Source organism: Numidum massiliense (genome assembly GCF_001375555.1).
GTDB lineage: Bacteria > Bacillota > Bacilli > Thermoactinomycetales > Novibacillaceae > Numidum > Numidum massiliense.
This window is the reverse complement of record NZ_CTDZ01000009.1, coordinates 1,225,416-1,248,923: the sequence shown is the minus strand read 5'-3', so window position 1 is coordinate 1,248,923 and position 23,508 is coordinate 1,225,416. Positions and strand designations below refer to the sequence as shown.

Annotated in this window: 27 protein-coding genes; 1 reads left to right on the top strand and 26 read right to left on the bottom strand. The window is 54.2% G+C overall.

The annotated features are described in order from the left end of the window. Window positions 1–275: 275 nt before the first annotated feature. The 17 genes from BN1247_RS06395 to BN1247_RS06315 all read right to left on the bottom strand — a co-directional run bounded on the left by BN1247_RS06395 (window position 276) and on the right by BN1247_RS06315 (window position 16,892). Complete coding sequence (locus tag BN1247_RS06395) at window positions 276–1,130, bottom strand: menaquinol-cytochrome c reductase cytochrome b/c subunit (protein WP_054949638.1); 855 nt, start codon at window positions 1,128–1,130, stop codon at window positions 276–278. A gap of 26 nt (window positions 1,131–1,156) precedes the next feature. Next, entirely contained in the window at window positions 1,157–1,831 is a 675-nt protein-coding gene (gene qcrB / locus BN1247_RS06390) for a menaquinol-cytochrome c reductase cytochrome b subunit (protein WP_054949637.1), read from the bottom strand. A gap of 2 nt (window positions 1,832–1,833) precedes the next feature. Next, window positions 1,834–2,352 (bottom strand): Rieske (2Fe-2S) protein, encoded by a 519-nt coding sequence (locus tag BN1247_RS06385; RefSeq protein WP_054951532.1) that lies wholly within the window; start codon window positions 2,350–2,352, stop codon window positions 1,834–1,836. Window positions 2,353–2,645: 293 nt separating this feature from the next. Further along, the gene (locus BN1247_RS06380) at window positions 2,646–3,080 is read right to left on the bottom strand and encodes a DUF2487 family protein (RefSeq protein ID WP_054949636.1); all 435 of its coding nucleotides are present in this window, start codon (window positions 3,078–3,080) and stop codon (window positions 2,646–2,648) included. A 54-nt stretch (window positions 3,081–3,134) separates the two neighbouring features. Further along, window positions 3,135–3,686 carry a ReoY family proteolytic degradation factor gene (locus BN1247_RS06375; protein ID WP_054949635.1) on the bottom strand — a complete coding sequence of 184 codons (552 nt, stop codon included), beginning with the start codon at window positions 3,684–3,686 and terminating at the stop codon, window positions 3,135–3,137. 94 nt (window positions 3,687–3,780) lie between these two features. Continuing rightward, complete coding sequence (locus BN1247_RS06370) at window positions 3,781–4,947, bottom strand: hypothetical protein (protein ID WP_054949634.1); 1,167 nt, start codon at window positions 4,945–4,947, stop codon at window positions 3,781–3,783. A gap of 298 nt (window positions 4,948–5,245) precedes the next feature. Continuing rightward, complete coding sequence (locus tag BN1247_RS06365) at window positions 5,246–5,611, bottom strand: PH domain-containing protein (protein ID WP_054949633.1); 366 nt, start codon at window positions 5,609–5,611, stop codon at window positions 5,246–5,248. Between the two features lie 138 nt (window positions 5,612–5,749). Further along, the gene (locus tag BN1247_RS06360; protein ID WP_054949632.1) at window positions 5,750–7,051 is read right to left on the bottom strand and encodes a tetratricopeptide repeat protein; all 1,302 of its coding nucleotides are present in this window, start codon (window positions 7,049–7,051) and stop codon (window positions 5,750–5,752) included. Window positions 7,052–7,149: 98 nt separating this feature from the next. Then, window positions 7,150–7,701, bottom strand: coding sequence for a hypothetical protein (locus BN1247_RS06355; protein ID WP_187119737.1), 552 nt, complete (start codon window positions 7,699–7,701; stop codon window positions 7,150–7,152). Window positions 7,702–8,035: 334 nt separating this feature from the next. Next, window positions 8,036–9,169, bottom strand: coding sequence for a prephenate dehydrogenase (locus BN1247_RS06350; RefSeq protein ID WP_074011288.1), 1,134 nt, complete (start codon window positions 9,167–9,169; stop codon window positions 8,036–8,038). Window positions 9,170–9,174: 5 nt separating this feature from the next. Next, complete coding sequence (hisC, locus tag BN1247_RS06345) at window positions 9,175–10,290, bottom strand: histidinol-phosphate transaminase (RefSeq protein ID WP_054949629.1); 1,116 nt, start codon at window positions 10,288–10,290, stop codon at window positions 9,175–9,177. A gap of 25 nt (window positions 10,291–10,315) precedes the next feature. Next, on the bottom strand, window positions 10,316–11,167 hold the full coding sequence (gene trpA / locus BN1247_RS06340) for a tryptophan synthase subunit alpha (RefSeq protein ID WP_082415819.1): 852 nt from the start codon (window positions 11,165–11,167) through the stop codon (window positions 10,316–10,318). Then, complete coding sequence (gene trpB, locus BN1247_RS06335) at window positions 11,164–12,405, bottom strand: tryptophan synthase subunit beta (protein ID WP_054951530.1); 1,242 nt, start codon at window positions 12,403–12,405, stop codon at window positions 11,164–11,166. Before trpB ends, trpA begins: the two co-directional genes overlap by 4 nt. Before the next feature lie 99 nt (window positions 12,406–12,504). Beyond that, window positions 12,505–13,236 (bottom strand): phosphoribosylanthranilate isomerase, encoded by a 732-nt coding sequence (locus BN1247_RS06330; protein ID WP_187119736.1) that lies wholly within the window; start codon window positions 13,234–13,236, stop codon window positions 12,505–12,507. Beyond that, window positions 13,226–14,152, bottom strand: a complete 927-nt coding sequence (gene trpC, locus BN1247_RS06325) for an indole-3-glycerol phosphate synthase TrpC (protein ID WP_082415818.1) — start codon at window positions 14,150–14,152, stop codon at window positions 13,226–13,228. The genes BN1247_RS06330 and trpC overlap by 11 nt, the downstream gene beginning before the upstream one ends. Beyond that, window positions 14,142–15,167, bottom strand: coding sequence for an anthranilate phosphoribosyltransferase (trpD, locus tag BN1247_RS06320; RefSeq protein ID WP_054949627.1), 1,026 nt, complete (start codon window positions 15,165–15,167; stop codon window positions 14,142–14,144). The genes trpC and trpD overlap by 11 nt, the downstream gene beginning before the upstream one ends. Before the next feature lie 117 nt (window positions 15,168–15,284). Further along, on the bottom strand, window positions 15,285–16,892 hold the full coding sequence (locus BN1247_RS06315; RefSeq protein WP_054949626.1) for an anthranilate synthase component I family protein: 1,608 nt from the start codon (window positions 16,890–16,892) through the stop codon (window positions 15,285–15,287). A 387-nt stretch (window positions 16,893–17,279) separates the two neighbouring features. On the opposite strand from BN1247_RS06315, the gene hemQ reads away from it, so the two are divergent. Then, complete coding sequence (gene hemQ, locus BN1247_RS06310) at window positions 17,280–18,029, top strand: hydrogen peroxide-dependent heme synthase (RefSeq protein ID WP_054949625.1); 750 nt, start codon at window positions 17,280–17,282, stop codon at window positions 18,027–18,029. Between the two features lie 151 nt (window positions 18,030–18,180). On the opposite strand, the gene BN1247_RS06305 is transcribed toward hemQ, so the two are convergent. The 9 genes from BN1247_RS06305 to mobB all read right to left on the bottom strand — a co-directional run bounded on the left by BN1247_RS06305 (window position 18,181) and on the right by mobB (window position 23,505). Beyond that, the gene (locus BN1247_RS06305; protein WP_231633172.1) at window positions 18,181–18,672 is read right to left on the bottom strand and encodes a hemerythrin domain-containing protein; all 492 of its coding nucleotides are present in this window, start codon (window positions 18,670–18,672) and stop codon (window positions 18,181–18,183) included. Between the two features lie 43 nt (window positions 18,673–18,715). Next, complete coding sequence (locus tag BN1247_RS06300) at window positions 18,716–19,060, bottom strand: cupin domain-containing protein (protein ID WP_074011062.1); 345 nt, start codon at window positions 19,058–19,060, stop codon at window positions 18,716–18,718. A 228-nt stretch (window positions 19,061–19,288) separates the two neighbouring features. Further along, window positions 19,289–19,651: a Crp/Fnr family transcriptional regulator gene (locus BN1247_RS06295; protein WP_054949624.1), complete on the bottom strand. Its 363-nt coding sequence runs from the start codon at window positions 19,649–19,651 to the stop codon at window positions 19,289–19,291. A gap of 92 nt (window positions 19,652–19,743) precedes the next feature. Beyond that, window positions 19,744–20,535, bottom strand: a complete 792-nt coding sequence (locus BN1247_RS06290; RefSeq protein ID WP_054949623.1) for an NUDIX domain-containing protein — start codon at window positions 20,533–20,535, stop codon at window positions 19,744–19,746. Window positions 20,536–20,600: 65 nt separating this feature from the next. Then, window positions 20,601–20,792, bottom strand: coding sequence for an NUDIX hydrolase (locus BN1247_RS17055; RefSeq protein WP_261796061.1), 192 nt, complete (start codon window positions 20,790–20,792; stop codon window positions 20,601–20,603). A gap of 205 nt (window positions 20,793–20,997) precedes the next feature. Then, a complete protein-coding gene (gene moaA / locus BN1247_RS06285; RefSeq protein WP_054949622.1) occupies window positions 20,998–22,017 on the bottom strand; it encodes a GTP 3',8-cyclase MoaA in 1,020 nt (339 codons plus the stop codon). A gap of 231 nt (window positions 22,018–22,248) precedes the next feature. Beyond that, entirely contained in the window at window positions 22,249–22,488 is a 240-nt protein-coding gene (moaD, locus tag BN1247_RS06280) for a molybdopterin converting factor subunit 1 (RefSeq protein WP_054949621.1), read from the bottom strand. A gap of 2 nt (window positions 22,489–22,490) precedes the next feature. Beyond that, entirely contained in the window at window positions 22,491–22,955 is a 465-nt protein-coding gene (locus BN1247_RS06275) for a molybdenum cofactor biosynthesis protein MoaE (RefSeq protein ID WP_054949620.1), read from the bottom strand. Further along, window positions 22,930–23,505: a molybdopterin-guanine dinucleotide biosynthesis protein B gene (gene mobB / locus BN1247_RS06270; RefSeq protein WP_054949619.1), complete on the bottom strand. Its 576-nt coding sequence runs from the start codon at window positions 23,503–23,505 to the stop codon at window positions 22,930–22,932. Before mobB ends, BN1247_RS06275 begins: the two co-directional genes overlap by 26 nt. Between the last annotated feature and the right edge of the window lie 3 nt (window positions 23,506–23,508).

Here is a 23,508-nt window from a genome sequence, read left to right as displayed (position 1 = left end):
TGGACACCTCCATTTCCCGTTTATTTTACCAAAAACAGCCGCGGGACGCGATTGAATCAGACAGACCGATAAACAAACGAACCGTATGACCACCATCAATTTGTAATTTCGCACGGTATTCGCATGCTGTTTGCACGGTATCCGCATGGTATATTCGTAAACGGGAAAGATCCCTGTTAACAGAAAATCGCCATAACGATTGAGACTGACTGCTTGTAGATCGCAGTCAGTCTCAATTCTGTCCAAATATCGTTCGCGACACGCGCGAGGTGGCGTTATTTACCGCCCTCTTCTTTATCTTCTTCGCCCTTTTTGTCGCCTTCTTCACCGCCGTCCGCTTTTTGTTCAGCTAACCAAGCGGCCAGTTTTTCTTTTTCCTTATCGTTCTCCATCGGTTGGGCAGGCATGGTCCCGACCCCGTTGTCGATGATATCGATAATTTCATCTTTCGTTCGTCTGTCACCGACACCTAACAAGGCAGGCGCATTGCCACCCGACAAATCAGTTGCGTGACAGCCGACACACGACTGCCCTTTGTAAATTTCGTACCCTTCGCTGTCTTCGTTGACGATGGCTACATCTCCGCCGCCACCGCCACCACCGGCGCCGGCACCGTTTTGAGCTAATTCGTTTTTCGCGTGCTGGTCGACAGCCGCCCACGTCAAGTAAAAGACGGCGACGAGCGCGATCAGCATCGAACCGACAGCGACCGGTCGCTTCGACGGGCGACGCTCTTTGCCGCGGTCGAGCCACGGGGCGAGAATCATTGCCGTGAAGGCGACCCCGGGGATGACGAGTGTACCGATCGGCGTCAACACGCCAGACGACCATTCGTACTTAAGCAATTGATACAAAAACATGAAGTACCAGTCCGGCATCGGGATAAACCCGGTATTCGTCGGGTCGGCAATGTTCCCGAGCGGTGCCGGTTCTGTTAAGACAAGAGCCATAAAGCCGACTAAAAAGACGACGCCGACCATCCACTCCCGCAACAAGAAGTCGGGAAAAAACGCTTCCGTCTTCCCTGGGTAATCCGTATAGTCTTTCGGGTACATTCTATCTTCTTTCGCGGGTATACGCGAATCGCCGACGTAGTGAATGCGTTCTGGTTTTCCGTTCGAATGTGCCATTGTTTGTCTCCCTCCTCCTTATCGGTTTATAGTGGTCCGGAAATCCCTTGACGCCGGATTAAAATAAAGTGAACAGCGAGCAGTGCTAACAGCGCGCCCGGCAGGAAGAAGACATGGATAGCGAAAAAGCGCGTCAACGTTTCGGCGCCGACGACACCGGAACCACCCATCAAAAAGGCGGAAATGTACGGCCCGAGAACCGGTACAGAACCGGCAATTTCAACGGTAACTTTCGTTGCGAAGTACGCTTTTTCGTCCCACGGTAGTAAGTAACCGGTCAAACCGAGCCCGAGCATGACGAAAAAGACGAGCATGCCGACGACCCAGTTCAATTCCCGCGGTTTTTTGTACGCCCCTTGGAAGAACACGCGCAACGTGTGCAAGAAGAGCATCACGATGACGACACTCGCGCCCCAATGGTGCATACCGCGTACGACGTCGCCGAAGGCCAACTCGTTTTGAATGAAGCTGACACTCGCGTGGGCATTAATAATGTCAGGGGTATAGTTGAGTGCAAGGAACATACCCGATAAAATTTGAATCAGGACGACGAAAAAAGTCAAACCGCCGAAACAGTACACGAAGGCCGAAAAGTGGTGAGCAGGGTTCACGTGTTCTGGCACCTCGTGATCGGCGAGGTCGCGCCACAGTGGCGACAGATCGACGCGTTCGTCTATCCAAGCGTAAACTTTTTGCATCATCGTTACTCACCCTTCGGTTTTTCTGTGACGTTATTCGGTTGCAGCGGGCCAAGGAAAACTTTGTTCCCTTTCACCTTCACTTCGTACTTGTCGAGCGGTGCCGGCGGCGGCGTATTCGGCACGTTCAGCCCGTTACTGTAGTAGAAGCCGAAATGACACGGACAGAAGTAGCGGTTCTTGTTCCCACCGCCCTCCCAGTCGACCGTGCAACCTAAGTGCTTACAAATCGGCGAGAGCGCCAAAATGTTGCCGTCCTTATCTTTCGTAATCCAAGCCTCAAACTTTTGCACCGAGTCGTACCAAGCGTCCTTCAATTGTCGATCGAAACCAAATTTCTTAGGTGCCTCGCTTAAATCATCGAGCTTACATACTTCGACGAAATCGGATTCTTCCCCGTGCTTCAGCATCGGATCGATCGCCATCCGCACCATCGGAAACACAGTTCCGGAGACGAGGAACCCGCCGACGCTCGCAATTGTGTACGTCAAAAACTTGCGTCGCGAGATGCGTTCCGGCTGCATGCCGTCTGAGTTTTGCAATTGCGGTTGTTCATCACTCACGTCTTTTTCTAACCTCCTCTATGTACACATATGTACACACCATACATTCCAGACAAAATAATCAACATATACTAGGACATTTCCATCATAGGCGAGGCGTATCACGCTGTCAAGGATTCGCCACAAAAGTGGTTAACTGTTCTTTATACGCTTGACAACTTGTCCCTTACGCCTAAAAAGGAGTGAAAAACGAGTGATTTCCGCGAAAAACTGAGGAAATCGCGCTATTGTAAGATGTACTTTCGGAGGAAAAGTTATACATCTTTTTGCCACTCGCGTACAATTTGTTCACACAACTGTCGAATTTCCTCCTCCGCTTCGTCTTGCGATTCCGGCGTCTCACTAACTTGCAAAAGCATGCCCCAATCGACCTGTCCTGTCGCCTTTACGGTCGCCTCGTCCATCACAAAAAAGATAAAGCGAAACCCTGCCTCGTTAAAACGTTTGCGCACGAGCGCCACATGTTCTGAAAAGGCTGTGTCGTCGACGGTGAACGGGAGTGGCGGCATGCATAGGACGCGCCCAGTCAACTGGCGCTCCAACACTTCGGTGGCCCGTCCAACGTGTCGCCCGTACACGGGTAACGCCTCTTTCCCCAGCCCGTAAATGTCGAGTACGGGCACGAGTGCCGTGTCGACGTAGGGCGCGGCTTTCCGCCACTCATCTTCCTTTAACTGATTCCAAATCATCGCAATCCCCTATCACGTTATAATGTCCAGCATTCGCTGGACATTATAACGCATTTACTGCTCGTATGCTAGTAACGCTCTCAGCTCTTCCGTCAGTGTCAAAAACGCTTCTTCGTCTCCCTCGGCGAGCGCTGCGTCAATTTGCTCGTACAGCTTCTTTTTTCTGTACGACTTTAGCGACTGTTCTAACGTGATTTCCGCTAGCAAGCTCAGTAGTGAATCTTGAACGACGTTCTGTCTCTCCATCGGATTCCCCTCCAATACAGCAGCGTATTCCGGACATGTCGCCCGGTCCTTAAAGAACAAGCCGATATAAATGTCCTCGTGAGGGTTGGCGCGAATGTCGTAGAACGCCCTTTCTACCTCTCGCGTGACCCGTTTGTGTTTGTAAAACTTGAACGGTGTCATTTGTGTGCACTTAGTTGCCATTAAAACTATTTTTGGAAGGTGGCGGAAACTGTCAATGAAATGAACGCGCGCCAACAGTTGGCCGTCGGACGCTAAATACGATAAGAGCCAAGCGGCCTCTTTTTTTTGTAACTCGTAGTTGTGCAAAAACCATTTGATAAACGCCTTCTTCTCCGTCGTTGTCACACATTCATTCATCATATCCCTCCCAAAAAGGAAAAGTCGGATATATGATATAATTTATTCACCACAGCGCCGGAAATCCCCTGCTAATGTGCAAAAAAAAATGTTCCTACACTGTCGTGAAGCGCGAGTCCAATTCGCGCAAATCCCAGCCTGCACTTCGCGCGACCCACGCTGAACCGTAGTCAGTCATGCGTACGAAGGCATCGTCTGGAGCAGTGGGCGTCAAGCTTTCCGTTGTCGGCAACGAACCGTCCGGAACCGTCAGCTGCTGCGTGAAACCTAGGCGGATCACGCCAAGGTGTACCAACATTTTTACGACTAACGCCAGTAGGTCGTCCGCGCTCATATAGTAAAACGGGGTCAACCACTCGCGAAAGTGCGGCCGCACTTTCGCTAGCAAAACCCACTCCTCGCGCGCCAACACGTATAGCCATTTCACGATTAAGGGCAATGTCGGGATCGCCTTGCGGTACAGGCGCAGCCAAAAATTGTATACGCGTTCTGCCTCCGTCTCCACGGCGAGCTGCCCTTCGCGCAAGCTGACGGTCAACGCGAGCATTTGTTCCAACTCGGCAATATAGCCGCGATAGTAGGCGTAATCGTACAGAAGTGAGAACCGATCCGGGTACTGGTGGTAGCGGCGTCCGAATCCAAAGCGCCAGCGCGTTTTTACAATCGGTTGCTCGCTGACGTGCATTTGCGCCAGAAGCGCCTGTAAATCGCGGCGGTAAATGGCGCTTCCCGCTGTGAGGCGCACGTCGTTTTGACCGACGTACGTTAAGAAGGTGACGAGATCATGGACAAACAGTAGCTGCTCGTCGCGGTAAGCGGCGGGCTGCTCCGTATGGACGGCTCTGCTCAGTAGCCCGTCGCGTAACGCGCGCACGACATATGTTTGCACGTCGCGCGGTACGCGATATAGCGAACGATCCGTACGGGAAACGCACGGAAATAAGAGCCCAGCGCGCATCGCCTGGGCGACGAGCGTGCGCGGATTACCTTCTTTCCCGGCTAGCGCTTGCCGCCCCTTCCCGACGAGTTCTTCCACGTTGAACGTATCGCGCGAATCTAGCAGCAACAATTGCCAAAACCGTTTCTCTGCCGCAGCTAACGCCTCCGTCTGCTCGCGCCACCAACGCGGGTGTTGCATGTCGCGCAGTAACCGCTGCATTAGGTCGTGTTTCGAGTTCGAAGTGACGTCGATGCGTGCGTGTGTAGCGATCGTCTGCAGTTGGGCGATGTCGGCATAGCTGAGTACGTCCGGTAAGTTCATGCGGCATTCCTCCCAACATTTACCGTTATTATGAGAAATGTGGGGGGAAAGTATACGCTGAAACTAACGTTGTAAAACATGTGCTACGTGCACTATATACACGGATAATGTACAGCGGACAACATAAAAAAGACGAAAAAGGAACGAACGTATTAACGAACGTTGCGTCGATTCCCTTTCGTCTACTTCTACTTCGCCTTATTTATTTTCTACACCATAAGTGTCTTCTCACACCATAAGTTTCTGCCTGTGCCTCTACTTTATAAGATCCCGTTAAAATACTATGGCGACAGGCGGCTCACCACTCGCTCACGTCACCCCTTATTTCGGAAACTTCAACCGATGTACGGTGCTTTAGTCGCGCCTGTTCGGCCTGGAACCCGAGTAAATCTGCGACGTCTGTCGAGTCGCGAATGTTACGTAACTGGTACTTCGGCAAACTTGCGTCGGTAGACACGATATTCACGTCACCGATGCCGATCATCCGCTCAAACAAGTTGCGCTTCGTCGATACGTCGCGAATTCGGAACAGCCTAATTTCGTCCCGCCGTTTCGTGAAGATCCCTTTCTCGATAATAATGCGGGCATTCGTAATCTTATATTTGGTAAAGCTCGGGATCCCGAAGTTAAACGGCTTCCCTTCCCATAAAATTTCTTCTTCCATACGCTCACTTCCTCCCATTAGTCATACGTGTACAATCCCGTTGTCTACTCTCTGTTTTACTTTTACAACTGTTACGGGTAGATTTTATTATATATTAAAGTTGTACGTGAATGTACAATGGGTTTCGTGCGAATCTCCCTATACGTCATCACAGTTGCGTTCGTACAAGTCGGCAATATCCCACTGGGTCGGATCTTGAGCGAGCGATCGCTGCCAGCAGTTACACGCTTCGCGCCGCTCGCCGTTTAACAAGTGTGCATCCGCGAGCTCGTTGAGTAGCGAGGTGTCGGGAATGTCTGTTTGTGCAGCTTCTTTTTGCAAACAGCTAACCGCTTCGGCAAACGCCTCTAACTGTTTGTAGCAGTGTGCCATTTCCCGGTAAATGCCTGCGGGAAGTGTTTCAGTTCCACCCGCTCGGTCGCTGCTAATTTGCTTGTAGTAGCGGAGCGCCTCTGACCACTCTTCCATCCCTTGATACGCTTCCGCCATACCGAGTAGGAGATCGACGCGCTCGTCGCCTTCGAATTGCGCCCGTTCGTAGTAATCGATCGCTTTTTCGTACTGCTGTTCATGCGTCGCGATCCGACCGAGTGCAAATAGGGCGTCCGTATGATGGGGGTTGAGCTCGTACACGCGGCGCCACGCTTTTTTTGCCTCACTAAAGCGCGCTAAAGCTAAGTTCGCTTCGCCTAATGCCGTTAACGCGTCGACGTTGTCGCCGTCTTTCGCTACGAGGCGAGTCAGCAGTTCAACCGCTTCCTCTAACTCGCCGAGGTGAAAGAGGAGCGACGCCCGTTTTAACGCATGTTCGCTATTTTCCGGCTGCAGCCGCTCGGCCTCTGCCAAATAAGGAATGCTTGCTTCCCATTCTCCCGCTGCAACGAGTGCCTCAGCTAACATCGCCAGTACATCAGGATCTCCTTCTCCTTCTTCTAACGCGTAGGCGGCTGTTAAAGTTTCCACCGCTGCCGTAGCTTGCCCACTCGCCAGCTGGGCAGTCCCGAGTGCGAGTAAGTAGTAAGGGGAGCCCGGATTTTGCTGCACTAGCTCCGTTAAGTGCGCACAGGCGGCATCTGCCATGTCGACCGCAAGGTAAGCGTCCGCCAGGGCGACGACGATCATCGCATCGTGCGGAGCGAGAGCGTGCGCTTGTTCCAACACGTGCACGGCGGCAAAACCGTCTCCGCGCTGTAAGGCGATGTCACCTTTTAGCGCCAACGCGGCGGCACACGTATCATCGCGTGCGAGAACGTCTTCAGCCAATCGTTCACCCTGTTCGACGTGCCCTAATTCGACGTACAGTTCCCCTAACGCAAGCAGCTTGTCCACTGAACCAGCTGCCAAGTGCTCACAAGTCGCTAATTTATGTAACGCGTCTTCATATTCGCCTTCCGCTAAGAGGCTCTCAATTTGTTGCATTGTCTGTTCCCATTGTCCCAAAAGTATTTCCCCCTGACAGTAAAGCGCAGATCGGGCGATGTGTCCGCCCTCACGTCTATTGTAACAAATATACTGCCCCCGGATAACGAATAATGGCGTCAACGGTTGCGTTCACGTACCGATCGAACACGCTCGTCGCGCACGCGCAATGGCGCGATTCGCTCGTCTCGCACATACACGTGCCGCCCAGCGCAGACGACAACAACACTCACGAGGCACATGAAGGGTGCGACGACAGTGGTCACGTCGGGCCACCACAGCTGGACACCGTCGCCGATGACGCGCCACCACCAGACAGCGTATATCGCGGTGGCAGGGATAAACGAGGCGAGTAAAAGTGGCGCGTTCAAAACAAAGAACGCCGTTACGAGCTGCAGGAAGGTTAGACGGTAGCGATGACGGCTAATCGAACCGAGTGCGACTAATAGTACGATGCCAATGACACTAAAAATGAGCAACGTCATTTCTTGCAACGTCGCTGGCAAATCGCCTGGCGTAAACCACCACCAGAGGACGAGAGGAAAAAGAACCACTTTTAATATGAGGAGTGCTGTAAAGACAAATAAGTACTCTCCGCACCAGTGTAATTGTTGCTTCGTCAGCACGGCGATGCCCCCTTCACCTATAAGCCAGAAGCTCTCTTTTTCCAACGTATGTCCCAAGACAAAAAAAAGAACCACCACATGTCGTGGTGGCTGAAACGTAAAACATTAGTAGATAGGAGTGGAGAGAAACCATACTGTGATTTAAGTATACGTAAGCGCTATCACGTTGTCAACACAATTTTTTAAAGTTACTAGTTTTTTTGGAGACAAAAGTTATTCATCCAATCAAAACGCGGCCAAAACGGTCCTTTCAACACGTTTTGGCCGCGGATCGCGCTGGCGAGCCGTATGTGGTCCGCAATCGTGACAAGAGCGCCTCCTGTTATGCCACGATTCGAGACAAACATTTTCCTGCATCGTCCCGTACATCCCTCCACACCTACAGCTCACGTCCTTTTTCCACTACTTCTGCATCCGGTTCGTACACAGTATAGCCATGCGATTTTAGTACCGCCACCGCCTGTGTAAAATCGGCCGATTGTTGAAAGGAAAGGCGTAGGACACCGGAGATATTTTCCCGGTTCTCGACAATGCCGATGTTGGCGAGGCTAATATCCGCCTCTCCGAGCAGGGTGGCTACTTGGCCAATAATGCCGGGCGTATCTTCTACGTCGACGTAACACTCGTACACGCGTGGCAGTGAACCGTGTTTACGCTGCGGTAGTTCATCGCGATATCGTTTCGCACTGCGGAAAAACGCTTCGATCTCGCGCTGTTGATCGTTTTCTCTTAGCGTAAGCAAGTGGCGAAACTGCGCGATCCCCCGTTCCCAATCGTCCAACAGTTCGAGTAGCATCTCCCGATTCGATAACGTAATATCGCGCCACATGACCGGGTCGCTGGAGGCGATGCGCGTCAAGTCGCGAAAGCCCCCTGCCGCTAAGCGGTGGTACACGTCGTTTGCTTCGTTGTACTCCCCAACCTGCCGGACGAGAAGCGCCGCTAACACATGTGGGAAATGACTAATCGCCGCCATCACCCGGTCGTGAGTCACAGCGTCCAGCAGCATCACTTTTGCCCGTGTCAACGCGCACAAGTCGCTCAGGCGCTGTACCGCTTCGCGCGGCGTATCCGCAGTCGGCGTTAACACGTAATACGCGTTTTCAAACAAATGCGCGCGGGCCGCCTTAACGCCGGAACGGTGGGAGCCGGCCATCGGATGGCCACCGATGTAGACGGCATCGCCCCATTTAAGCTGTGTGGCGAAACGAACGAGTTCCGCCTTTGTACTACCCGTGTCGGTGACAATCGCCCCCGGCTTGAGTGGAAGTGCTGCTAGCTGGGCGAGGTAAGCGCGAATCGTATGTACCGGCGTACTCAAAACGATGACGTCGGCATCGGCCACCGCACGCTCGAGCTCTGTTTCCCCGCGGTCGATGGCGCCGCGCGCCACAGCTTGTCTAACACTTTGTTCGTTTTGGTCGTAACCGACGACGCACAGCCCGTGCTCGCGCCACGCGAGGGCGAGCGATGCGCCGATCAGTCCGACTCCGATGACGGTTACTTGATCCATTGCCTTCATCTACTTTTTTCTTGGCCTCGTTCCTGTAAAAATTGTTCAAATGCGTTCAAAAAGGCCGCATTTTCCGCTTCGTTCCCGACGGTGACTCGAATCGCCGTCGGACAACCCCACGAATCGTCCGCGCGGACGATGATCCCTTGTTGTAACAAAGACGTATAGACGTCGCTCGCCGGATGGCCCGTATCGACGAACACGAAGTTGCCGTGTGGCGGATAAAACGATAGTCCCAGCCGCGTAAAAGCCGTCGTCAACTGTTCGAGACCGGCGAGGTTGGCGCGGTGGCACGCTTGCACGAACGACTGATCGCGCAGCGCCAAATGGGCGGCACGCTGGGCTAACGCGTTGACGTTAAACGGTTCGCGCACGCGGTTCAACTCACTAACAATTTCTGGCTGGGCGATTCCGTAGCCGACGCGTAGCGCGGCGAGCCCGTATATTTTGGAAAACGTCCGTAACGCGATGACGTTCGGGTAGTTCGCCAGTAACTCGGCTGTGCGCGGATAGTGTTCGTCGGCGACGTACTCGGCATACGCTTCGTCGAGGACGACGAGCGTCGACGAAGGGATACGATCGATAAACTGGACGAGCGCGTCGTGTGTGACGATCGTTCCCGTCGGGTTGTTCGGATTGCACACCCAAACGATTTTCGTCCGCTCATTAACAGCGGCGGCCATTGCCTCGAGGTCGTGCGTGCCGCCTGTGAGCGGTATTTCTACGACGTCGACATTTTCGATCTGCACATTCGTTTTATAGCGGGGAAACGTCGTCTGCGCCATGACGGTATTCATCCCCGGCTCTAGAAAACAACGGGCGATAATTTGAATGATTTCGTCAGATCCATTTCCAAAAATGAGCTGCTCAGGTTCAACTCGTAAATGCCGCGCCGCCGTCTGACGCAATTCGCGCATCTCACCGTCTGGATATAATGCTAGCTGTTGGCCGCTATTACTGGACGGCAGCAAATTTTCCACGACGTACGGCGAACAGCCGGCGGGGTTTTCGTTTGAGGCCATCTTAATGACGTGCCGCAAACCGTATTCTCTTTTTACTTCGTCGATCGACTTCCCCGGGCGATACACAGGTAAGCCGCGTACAGAACGTTTTGGTTGCATTTGTCGTCTCCTCTAGTCTTTTTATCTAGTTTACCTCACTTTTTAGCGATCTGACAAATGCCGCGAGCTGTTCGTGTGCCTGTTTTTTATCGTCGGGATCGCGTAAGGCATCGCCGAGGCGCTCGATTTCGCGCACGATCGCACTGCCGACGATGACGGCGTCCGCATGCGGCGCAAACGCACGTACGTGTGCTGGCTTGGATATACCGAAGCCGACAGCGGTAGGAACGGCACTTAAGCGGCGCACGTCTTGCAAAAATCGGCTAACTTCCGGGGCGAACGATTCGCGCGCGCCCGTCGTCCCGAGAGAAGACACACAGTAGACGAACCCTTCTGCTCGAGCGACGATCTGCTCTACCCGCTGCCGAGACGTCGGCGCGACGAGCGGGATGAGCGCGAGATGACTAGCCACGGCAGCTTGCCGCAACTCGTCGTCCTCTTCGAGCGGTAAATCGGGGACGATCAAGCCGTCAAAGCCAGCCGCCGCCGCGCGTTCACACAGTTGTCCGATCCCCATAGCTAGCACCGGATTGACGTACGTAAATAAAATAAGCGGTATTTGCTCGGCGCGACCCCCGCGGCGGCGTACTTCAGCTCCGATGTCGAGGACGCGGCTGAGTGTCGTCCCTGCGGCGAGAGCGCGCGCCGAGGCTGCTTGAATGACTGGGCCGTCGGCGAGCGGATCGGAATACGGCACGCCGAGTTCGATGATGTCTGCCCCCGCTCCGGCAAACGTTTCAATTAATTCAACGGTCACTTCAGGCGTCGGATCGCCCGCGGTCACGTACGGAATTAACAGCGGCTGCGGGCGGACACGTGTGCTTCCCGCATGAATGCGAAAGGCGCGTGCGATGCGGTTCTCACCCAATCGGTTCATTGTCCCCCACCTCCTTCTGTCAGTGCCGTGTGAATCGTGTGCACGTCTTTGTCCCCGCGCCCGGAAAGACAGACGACAATGACGTCCTCCGGCGACAGTTCAGGTGCTAGGCGGAGTGCTTCCGCCACGGCGTGCGCCGATTCGAGTGCCGGGAGAATGCCTTCCGTCTCACACAAGGCGCGCACTGCCGCAAGCGCAGCAGCGTCGGTTGCCGCCGTATAGCGTACACGGCCATTATCTTTCAAATACGCGTGTTCCGGTCCGACGCCCGGATAATCTAATCCGGCGGAAATCGAGTAGGCCGGCTGAATTTGGCCGTGTGCGTCTTGCAAGAGATACGTTAGCGAACCGTGGATGACGCCGAGGGTCCCTTCAGACAAGGCCGCGCCGTGCGCCCCACTCTCAATCCCCTTCCCTGCTGCCTCGACGCCGTGCAAGGCGACATCGTCGCCAATGAATGCCGAAAACATACCGATCGCGTTACTCCCGCCCCCGACGCACGCACACACGTGGTCGGGCAAGCGCCCGAGCTGTTCCAAACATTGCGCCCGCGTTTCTTGGCCGATGACGCGCTGGAACTCATGCACGATTTGCGGGTACGGATGGGGGCCGACGACCGACCCGATCAAGTAAAACGTGTCATCGACGTGACTGACCCAATAGCGAATCGCCTCGTTCGTCGCGTCTTTGAGCGTTGCCGTCCCCGAGTGGACAGGAATCACCTCGGCGCCTAACAGTTCCATACGAAACACGTTGAGCGCTTGCCGTTCAATGTCTTCGGCGCCCATAAACACTTTGCACGACATGCCGAGGCGCGCCGCCACCGTCGCCGAGGCGACGCCGTGCTGTCCCGCTCCCGTCTCGGCAATAATTTTCCGTTTGCCCATCCGCTGTGCTAGAAGCCCTTGCCCGAGTGTGTTATTCAATTTATGGGCACCGGTATGGTTTAAATCTTCACGCTTCAAATATATTTGTGCCCCGCCGTACATCTCCGTCAGGCGGCGTGCGCAGTAGAGCGGAGTCGGTCGTCCGGAATAGTGGCGGCGCAAATCGTGTAACGTCCGCTGAAAGGCATCGTCCTGCTGTGCTTGGCGAAACCCGCGTTCCAACTCCGCGAGCGCATTCATCAGTGTTTCCGGAACGTAGCGCCCGCCGAAACGGCCGAAGCGGCCGTGGGCGTCAGGGGTTTCCGTTATCGTTGAAGTTGCCGTCGTCTTGTTCGTTGCCGTTTCCGTCATCTTCGCTGTCATCGTCGCCTCACCTTTCCCGTACAAAATATAAGCTTCCGATTAAAAACAAATCCATTAAAACAAGCCGACGTTTAAAACAAACCAAAGTTAAAACGCACCCGCTCGTTCGGCTTTACGTACCGTTTCGACAAACTGTTTCATCCGCGCTGCCGATTTGCGCCCGCTACTTTCGATGCCGCTCGACACGTCCACCCCATCCGGCGCATACTGTCGCACTAACGCCCGCACGTTGTCCGCGTGGAGGCCGCCGGCGATCAACAGCTGGCTCCCCGCACGCTGGCACGCCTCTTTGTACAGCGGAATTGTCCCCCACTGAAACGTGCGTCCCGTCCCACCGCGTGCGTGTAGCTGGTACGCGTCGACGAGAACTTTTTCGACGACCCTACTGTAAGCCGCGATCGCCGTAACTGTCTCCGGTCCACGCGCTGGCAGCGCCTTAATGAGCTGCACCTCACACCCGTAACGGGCGCGCAGTTCTTGGCACCTGGCCGGAGATTCGTCGCCGTGCAGCTGTAACGCTCGGACGTCCGCCTGTTCTATGACCGCCTCGATGTGGGCGTCACTCGCGTTAACCGTGACGGCGACGGGGATAACCGCTGGCGGCAAGGCCACAACTAACCTGCTGAGCGTCTCGACTGTCACTTGCCGCTTACTCGGGGCGAGGACAAAACCGGCGTATTGCACCGATAGGCCGTGTACGGCGGCGACGTCCTCCTCTGTCTGGAAGCCGCAAAGTTTAATCGTCGTTCGGTTCACTTGCCCGAGCGCCGGCACGGCCTTCTGAACAGTTGCCGCGTTTTTCGCCTGTTCACTTGCCACCACTCGCCGCCCCCCCTTTCACATTTGTGCTGGCACTAGTAAAACTCGCGTTCGCACTTGTAGTGGAAGGGCCACACAACGCCCGTACGCCGCCTGTGACATCCGACTGCCGCATGAAAAATTCCCCGACGAGCATGCCGGATACCCCTAGATCTTTCAATGCGGCAACATCTTCTGGACGGCTGATGCCGCTTTCGCTTATGACCGGGATTCCGGTCGTTATGAGTGGTGCCAGCTCGGCGGTTACTGCGAGCGACACGTCAAACGTGTGTAAATCGCGGTTATTGATGCCGATGACGTTCGGTTTCGCCCGCAGCGCTGCCGCCACCTCGCGTGCGGTGTGCACTTCCAACAACACGTCCAACCCACACCGCCTCGCATACTGGCACAAGTCGGCGAGCTGCGCATCGCCAAGCGCTGCAGCAATGAGTAATATGGCGTCTGCCCCTGCCCGCACACTCTCGTCGATTTGCAAACGGTCGATAATAAAATCTTTGCGCAAGAGCGGTACACGGACGTGTTCGCGGATCGCGACGAGATCGCCGATGTCCCCTTGAAAAAAGTGACGGTCCGTCAACACCGAAATCGCTTGCGCCCCTGCAGCCTCGTACGCGCGGGCGAGGGCGACTGGATCGAAGTCGGGTCGGATCACCCCTTTTGACGGCGACGCTTTTTTTACTTCGGCGATTAACCCGAATCCGTCCGGCCCTTGAGCAAGTGCTTCTGCCAAGCTAGGTCGCTTTGCTCGGGCGGCAGTACTCTCGGAGGTGGCAGTACTCTCGAATGAACGGATAAACGCTGGACTGTGTGCAGACGCGGGATCGCTAGCGGGCGCGCTGTCCTGTACTAACGCGGAATCGCCCCTTAGCTGAGCGACTTCTTGCGCTTTTACTGCAAGAATCCGTTCAAGAAACATGGCGTTCTCCTCCCGTATACGCAGTCATTTCGTTCAATTTGGCGGCAGCTGCCCCGTCGTCGAGCGCCTGTTCCGCCAACCGCGCGCCTTCGCGCAAACTATTGGCACGCTCTGCCAGATACAGCACCGCTGCTGTATTGGCGACGACGATATCGCGCGCCGCCCCTTTTTTTCCCGCAAAAACGGCCCGTATACTAGCTGCATTTACTGTGGGGTCGCCGCCAGCGACGTCAGTTAGCTCATGCTGTGGCAAACCGAAGTGCGCAGGCTCTAGGTGGTACGTTTGGACCTGCCCGTCACACAACTCACTCACTTGCGTCGTCGCACTAACCGATATTTCGTCTAACCCGTCCTCACTCGCGACGACGAGCGCACGTTCACTGCCTAACGCTTGTAACACGCGGGCGAGCGGTTCGGTCAGTGCGCGGTCGTAAACACCGAGCAACTGCCGCTTCACCCCAGCCGGATTCGTCAGCGGTCCGAGCAAATTAAAGACGGTGCGAAATCCTAACTGTTGGCGCGTCGACATGACGTGTCGCATCGATTGGTGAAACTGCGGGGCAAACATGAAGCAAATGCCGAGTTGCCGCAAGGTTGCCGCGGCTTCTGTAGCCGTCTGTTGCACTTCGACGCCGAGCGCTTCCAACACGTCGCTACTGCCACTCCTGCTCGACACCGAACGGTTGCCGTGTTTGGCCACTTTCACGCTGAGGCTCGCGGCGACGATGGCCGTCGCCGTCGATACGTTAAATGTTTTGCCACCGTCGCCGCCTGTGCCACACGTGTCTACCGCCTCGTCTTCGCCGAGCGATACGGGCACAGCGTGTTGACGCATCACTTCCGCAAATCCCGTCAGTTCCTCGACCGTTTCGCCTTTCATGTGTAGTGCCGTCAGTAAGGCCCCTTGTTGGGCAGGAGTAACAGTTCCTTCCATTAATTGTCGCATGACTTCTGCTGCCTCGACGCGGGTCAAATGTTCCCCCGCAATCACTCGCCTTAAATACGTATGGATCATCTCAGCTCAGCTCCTCTAAAAAATTCACCTCTATAAGTACTAAAACACTCGCTCCTGCTTGACGTTCGGCAAGCTACCGTCCGTATACCGGTACTTCGCGTAATGGGTAGAACGGGGCTAGACCTTTTCTCGTTGGTACATCTGTTCCGCCTGTGCCAATGCCGCCAACAGCGCCCGCGCCTTATTTAAACTTTCCTCATACTCGTTTTCCGGGACGGAGCCAGCGACAATCCCGCTTCCTGCTTGGATGTACGCTTTGCCATGTTTAAAAACGATCGTGCGGATTGCGATGCACAAGTCGATGTTGCCGGAAAACGCCAAATAACCGATACCGCCGCTGTAAATGCCACGCCGTTCCCCCTCGATGTCAGCGATGATTTGCATCGCCCGCTCGCGTGGCGCCCCCGAGACAGTCCCAGCCGGAATGCACGCCGTCAGCGCGGCAAAAGGACCAAGATCGCTCTTCAGACGACCGCTCACGCGCGATACGAGGTGCATCACGTGTGAATACCGCTCCACAGCCATCGATTGCGTGACTTCTACTGTTTCCGCATCACACACGCGGCTGAGATCACCTTTTCCTAAGTCGACGAGCATCGCGTGTTCGGCCAATTCTTTCGCGTCTTGCAAAAGTTCTCGGGCCAACCGCTCATCTTCGTCGCGATCCGCCGCCCGTTTGCGCGTCCCGGCAATCGGCCGCGTTTCGACGACCCCCCCGCTCACTTTGACGAGCGACTCCGGCGAAGCTCCGACGACCGTTTCTTCATCTAGCGCTAAAAAATACATGTACGGGGAAGGGTTAATCGTGCGCAACACCCGGTAGACGTCAAACGGCGCCGCCTCCACCGCTGCTTCGAGCCGCTGTGAGAGCACAATTTGCCCGGCCTCGCCTCGCGCAATGTGCTGCTTTGCGCGCACGACGTTGTCCATAAACGTCTGTTTCGTCACGTTTGACCGATACGAAAGTGGCGCTTGTACAGAGGTTTGCGCCGCACGGCCTGACGGGAAAGCGTGCGCCCCCCGTCGCTGTGACTGGAGCACACCGTCACTCCACGCTACTAACTCACTTACGGTTTCTTCATAAAGCTGCGCCATACGCGCGTCGTCCGCCGCAGGCGGCACGTGGAGCAATTGCATCGCGATGACGTGGTTCGTCAGATGGTCAAAGGCGAGCATCCGTCTACACAACATGACGTGCACGTCTGGCACAGCGAGCGGATCGGCCGCGGGGACGGGAATGTTCTTGGCGTAACAAAGCGCTTCATACGAAAGTGCCCCGATCGCACCGCCGAGAAATGGGGGATACCCTTCGTATTCCGGACTTCTATACTGTTCGACGATGCGCTCTAATTCGCCGATCGGATCAGTGCATAGGACTGTCTGCTCCGCGGCACGATTTACCTCGTTTGTTCGGCCGGCGGCACCAACCGCTGTGCGTGTGCGATCCGTCTGATGTGTCGAGGCCGATGCGCCAGCCGCTGTACGCACCGTCACGCGACTGTCTTTCGCTTTAAACACTAAAAACGGCTCACTGCCGATAAACGAATAACGCCCCCATTTTTCGCCCCTTTCGACACTCTCTAACAGAAAAGCGTAACGGGAGCGCTTCACTTTTTGAAACAGACCGATGGGTGTCTCTGTATCGGCGAGTACGGTGCGACAAATGGGAATGGCGTTGTACGTGCGTGCTAAGTGGACAACCTCACTCACCTGGGGATGAATCACGCGCTTCTCCTCCTTTTGCTTTATGCTAAGAGGAGAGATGAAAAGGATGGAGTGGAAAAAATAAAAAAACCATAGGCATCGTACCGGCCCTGGTTTGTCTTCACAAAAGGAAAGTGAACGGCGTACATGAAAATATGCACACCACAAATAGGAAGGCTCGGCTCGGCTCAACTCTTACACCACTCGTCTCACGTTCTCATCTCAACTCTGCTCACTATATTGTATACTGTACCCGCCCCTTTCGTCCCTGTCAATACGTTCGTTCACGGTTCCGCAACAAATTTATGTCGTATGTATGCTAACATTAGTAGTGACATTTGTTATCGATAGCCGACTGTATTATGATAAAGCTGACAACTAGCGAACACGAAGAGCAGGAGGATTAACATGAATGAAGCCGTAATGACATTAGACGGATGGTACGCCTACCACGATTTTCGCCTCATCGACTGGCAAGCGTGGAAAGCTGCTGAGCCAGCTGAACGCGAACGAGCGCTCACTGAGTTGCGCGATCTGACCGTGCAGTTTGCCGCCGTCACCCCGGAACGAACAGGCAGTTACGGTCAATACGCGATCGTCGGAAATAAGGCCGACGTACTGTTTATACATATGCGCCCGACCGTGGAAGAACTGACTGCGGTTAAGACGAAGTTTAACAAAACGCGTTTCGCCGACTTCACCGTTTCACCTTACTCATATTTTTCCGTCGTCGAACTGAGCAGCTATTTAGCCAAAGGTGGCGAAGTCGATCCGGAAACGGACGCCTACTTGCAGTCGCGGTTGAAACCAGTTCTACCCGAAGCGAAACACGTCTGTTTTTATCCGATGAACAAAAAGCGCGACGGCGAAGACAACTGGTACATGCTGTCGATGGAAGAAAGACAGCGCATGATGATGAGCCACGGCAAAATCGGCCGCTCCTACGCTGGTAAGGTGAAACAAATTATTACCGGATCCGTCGGGCTCGACGACTGGGAGTGGGGCGTCACCTTGTACGCCGACGACCCGCTACAGTTTAAAAAATTGATCTACGAAATGCGCTTCGACGAAGTGAGTGCACGCTACGCCGAATTCGGCTCGTTTTTCGTCGGTGAGCGGTTGACGGATGACGCCCTGCAGCAGTTGCTAACGATTTAGCAGACACACGTATGTACACGACGTATCCGTGCTTTGGGGCATCCTTTCTGTACGCGTTGCTTAGACCTACCCACGGGATTGACGTACGCAGCTGTCAACAATAACAAATCCCTCGCACAGCCCTTCGAGTTAGGCAGTGCGAGGGATTTGTTCATCTCTCTGGCGTTAAATCCGTAAATTCATCCCCGAGTTCGCGGAGTACGTCCTCCGGGATCGCCTTTTCGATCAGCGGAAAAATGACTCGCTCTTCTTTGCGCACGTGGTCTTCAAGCAACTCCCCGAGCGTGCGCAAATCTTCTACTCGCGGCGTCTCCGCGGCAAGTATTAGTTGCACCATACTGCGCAACTCCACATGGTCAAGCAACATCTCGACAACTTCTGGCCGCTCGATGTCCGCGTAGCGCACGTACGTCGGGAGCAAGATTTCTTCTTCCTCGCGAAAGTGCTCGTTGCCGCCGTTATCCCAAAAATCGCGGAGCTTTTGTTGCAACTCTAGGGGCGTCCATTGACTGTCGCCCCCTCCCGCCTTCATGAGTCGGTGTGCGATCACTAACGCGTGGTGGTGATGACCGCTTAACCGGTGTAACCCTTCGTGACGCAAAATCTTTACCCGCTCATGGCGGAGCCGTCGCCGCACTCGCACCGTCAACACCTCCGATTTTCCTTTGATTTTTTCGCTTAATTAACTAAACGTTTTTCGCATAAGCGGGATCGGGCACTTGACTCAACACGACGTACACACTAAAGGGCTCGTCCCCGTCGTTTGCGAGCCGCAATTTTTCCTCGCCGTTGCAGTAAAGCACATCCCCTTGCGCAAACGGTTGCGATTGTCCGTCAACTTCACACGTGCCATTCCCTTGCAGTGCGAGTAAGTAAACGTCACTTCCCGGGTGGCGGTGTGCGGGCAGTTCCTGCCCCGGCTGAAAATTCAACACGAAGGCACAGCTACTGTCCCCGTTCGTAAATAACATCCGTTTCGTAAACCGTTCCTCGCTCCACTCTTGTCCCGCCTTTATATTCGTCAGTTGCACCGTTACCGTCTCCTTTTTTCTAGTCCAATCATTAATTGCATGCTATCGTGTACCGACGCGTCCTCCCGCAAACACTTCTTTTATGTGTATTGTAATCTATATCTTACCTCTTCAATCAAGTACAGGTTGTGACAAATATCATAGCATTGTCTTTTGGAGACGCTAACCGAACACATTTGCTTTGTATTGTATAACCCTTTTTTTTATAAAATAAAGTTAGCTCACTCTTTACTGCAGCGCCTCGATATCGTAAATACACATTTTTTGCCGCCCAATGTCAAGTAGATGCTCTCTTTTCAAATGGTTTAAGATGCGATTGACCGACTCGCGCGACGTCCCGACGACATTGGCGATATCTTCGTTCGTCACCGGCACGTCGATCATAGTACCTACAGCAGTTTTTTCACCAAATTCCTTCGCTAAATACGTTAAAAAATGAACGACGCGCCGCTGTACGTCTCCAGCGATTAATTTTTGCAACCGCGCTTGCAATTCTACAATTTTTTGCTCCATTGTGTGCATTAAGTTGATCGCCGTGTGTGGGTATTGCAACAGCAACTCGTTAAAATCGCGCAATGGAATGACAAGCACTTTTGCGTCCTGGAGAACTTCCGCCGTCGGCACGTGTTTTTCAATAGATTGTGTTGGTGAATTAATTGCACGGCTAACATGGGCGCAACCCGTTATTCGGTGCGCACATTTAAGCGGCTGACGAGCTCGAACGGAGTCACCTGGTACGAGGAGAACGTCACGACCGGCAGGCGCATCGCGTCTAACACGCGAAGTTGCAAATGGGGGCGCGTGACGTACTGCCCAAGGTTGTCTTCGTCAAGGACGATAAAGTCCGCAGCTACAATCTCCGGGTCATGCGGTTGTATGTGACCCGAAACGTAGTCGGCTTGAAACGTTATCGTAACCGTCACCTTACCACTATCACTCAGTTTTTGATAGACGGCTGAGACACCTTTAAGGCGAATGGTGGCCCCCGTCTCTTCCAGCACTTCCCGTTGCACGGCGAGGTCGAGCCGCTCCCCACTCTCAACTTTTCCACCGGGCAGCTCCCACGTATCCGTCCGCGCACAATCTTTTACTAACAACACTTCTCCAGCGTCATTCGTTACCAAAACCGACACGGACATTTTAAAGGGCCGTTTAACGGAATCCCCGACGTAATCGCCTGTCGGTCGCAAAAAATCTTGTTTGCTCTCCTCGAACAGCTGCCCCAGCTGTTGGAGTTTTTGTTGTGCGCGTCGGTGGAGTGGATCTCGTCGGATTCGCGCTTCGATTTGCTCATAACTTTCTTTATCTTTATACTTCCAGATGGCGACGATTTCTGAACCGTCTTCTGTCACCCAACGACCGATCAGCTCCGTCCCGTGCTTCAGTTGGTTCGGCAACAAATACTCGTGAAAAAACGCGTTAAACGTCTCTAGTTTGTCAGGTTTAATTTTATACGTTTTACGCCGATAGTACATGCGCTAAAGTTCCCCCTTCCTTCCACCTTTCCGCCACTTCAAGTAATTATCCAAAATCCCTTGCGTCAACCAATCGAATGTCTCGGGAAACCGATTGAATCGACAGGGCCCTCCATCGTTTGATACACGAAAAACGGCGTTAGCCCCTCGATTGCAGTATGGTTATACGTATACACATGGCGGTTCGTCTCATGCAATATTTCCGTCACTTTTAATCCGGTTTCTTCGAATACTTCTCGATGCAACGCGGCTTCAATCGTTTTCCCATAAACATGAATTGGCAGTGGCCCTCATTGATGTATGCGTTACTATTTCGTAGAAACTGCAGAAACTATAGATATTTAACCAAAATTAAGAAAAGTAAACGCGCAGGGGTGAGGCGGTCAACTACTGTCGCTTCCATCCCCGTACTTTCTTTTTGTTCAAAAGTTCTCCCCCAATTTTTTATAGCGCGGTCGTTCGCTACCCCCCGATGTACGACATCTCAATTTTCCGTTGCTTCGCGGGATTGGTTTGCGCGGCGCGTTCGTCGGAGTAACGATCGTTCCGCTTTTGCCATACGTCGCGAATGGCGCGTTCCAATTCGTCGTCGCTTGCACCCGAACGTAACAGCGCTTTAATGTCCGTGCCCTCCGTTGCGAATAAACAGGTGTACAGCCGCCCGTCTGCCGAGAGGCGCGCCCGCGTACATGACCCGCAAAACGTGTCAGACACTGAAGAAATGACGCCGATTTCTTCGTCCGAGCCGACGTAGCGGTAACGCGACGCGACTTCACCGTAATAGTTGGCGGCGATCGGTTCGAGCGGCATCTCCGCGTCGATGCGGGCGACGATGTCTTTTTTCGGCACGACTTGTTGTAAGTCCCAGCCGTTCGAATTGCCGACGTCCATATATTCGATAAAGCGTAGGACGTGCCCACTACCGCGGAAATGACGCGCTAGCGGCACGATACTGTCTTCGTTGACTCCTTTTTGCACGACGGTATTAATTTTTACCTTCAGCCCCGCTTGCGCAGCGGCTTCTATGCCGGCGAGCACTTGTTTAACCGTCGTGTGTCGACTGTTTAAACGATGAAACAAGTCCTCGTCCAACGTGTCTAAACTGACGTTGACGCGTTGTAATCCCGCTTCCCGCAGCGGTCCTGCCAATCGTTTGAGCAACGTGCCGTTCGTCGTCAGCGCGATGTCTAGGTTGTCGTCGATGGCGCTAATCGTGCGGATTAAGTCAGGCAGGTCTTTGCGCAACAGCGGTTCCCCGCCGGTGAGGCGAATTTTTTTTACGCCGAGCACGTTAAAAATACGCGCGAGGCGTGCAATTTCCGCGAATGATAACAACTGTTCTTTTGGCATAAACCGATAATCCGGCCCGAAAGTTTCCTCCGGCATACAGTACGTGCAGCGGAAGTTGCAGCGGTCGGTCACCGAGATGCGCAAGTCGCTGAGCGGCCGATTCCAGATGTCTGTTACTTTTTCGTTTGTCATGATGGATACACCTTCCTCTAATCCCGCGCCCTTTCGCATCAAGCGCAACATATCGTATCGACAACGGCTGCCCACTCAAAATGCTATAACCCATGCGATAACATACCACTCGACGATTACCGTCCATCGACGGGGTCCTTCACACATTCTTTCCCGCTCGGGCATTCTTCGCACGCAACGCACCTTAAGGCGGGATCAAGGGGCGGGTGGAGATCCGCGCCCCCTTCTTAATTAGCCCCCGCTCACGGGGGGAATTAGGACGACGTCGTCGCGTGCAGAGACGCGTTCCTCGTCCGCCGCGTACTCTTGGTTGACCGCGACCATGCATGACGCGACTGCTTCGCGCAAGTTAGGGTAATGTGTTCCGATTAGTTCGCGCACTGTTTGCACCGTCACTTCCTTAGTGACGGGCAATTCGAGCTCGCGCTGCCCTACCCGTTCTGCCAATCCGGCAAACAATTGTACCTTCAATGCTACTCACTCCCCTCGCGGGGTGGCTTGCCAGTCGGATAAGCCACGCGTTCTTGCTGATCGCCGACCCAAAACGAACCGTCGGCCCAATGTTCCTTTTTCCAAATAGGGACGATTTCTTTAAGCCGCTCAATCGCATAGCGACAGGCGGCGAACGCCTCTGGCCGATGCGGGGTCGCCACGGCAATCGCTACGGCGACGTCTTCAATGTCGAGGCGGCCGATGCGGTGGACAATTGCCACTTTGGCACCGGCGTGCTGTTCCTTTATTTCCGCAGCGATTTGCTTGAGCTTCCGCTCCGCCATTTCTGTATATGCTTCATACTGTAAGTACAGTGTTTTTTTGTCGCCAGTCAATTCTCGCACCGTACCGATAAACGTACAGACGGCACCGGCTAGCGGGTTGCTCACCGCAGCCACGACGTCCTCGATGCGAATGCGCTCATTCGTTATCGCACAGTATGTCATCTTTTTCCGCTCCCATCGCTTTTACCAACAAGTTGGCAATCCGTTCGACGTCGTCGATGTGGTAAACTTTGGGGGTGGAAGAGACGTGTTCCGCTGATCCCCACTCAGCGTTAATTGTGTCCGCCGGAAGCCACGTCGCGACAGCGATCACCCGTTCCAATTGGTCGATCAACGCGCGATCGTCCTCGTGCCGCAGGAGTACGACCTTCGGATAAGACCCTGCTTTCATCCCTTCGACGAGCACGATGTCCATTTCCCGCATGTGTGCGAGTAGATCCGACAGCGTGCGAGGCTGCTCTTCGAGAATGGCCGTACGCGTGCGCGACGTAATTGCTACGACTTCGGCACCGGCCTCGCGATGCTGCCACGTGTCTCTCCCCGGGTGGTCCATCTCGAACTGGTGCGCGTCGCTTTTTACCGTCCCGACGCGGTAGCCGCGCCTGCGCAAACGCTCGACTAAGCGACAGACGAGCGTCGTTTTGCCGCTATTTTTATAACCGACGATATGAAAAACTGCCGGTGAATTGACTACCAATTGCTCCGTCTTCATTCG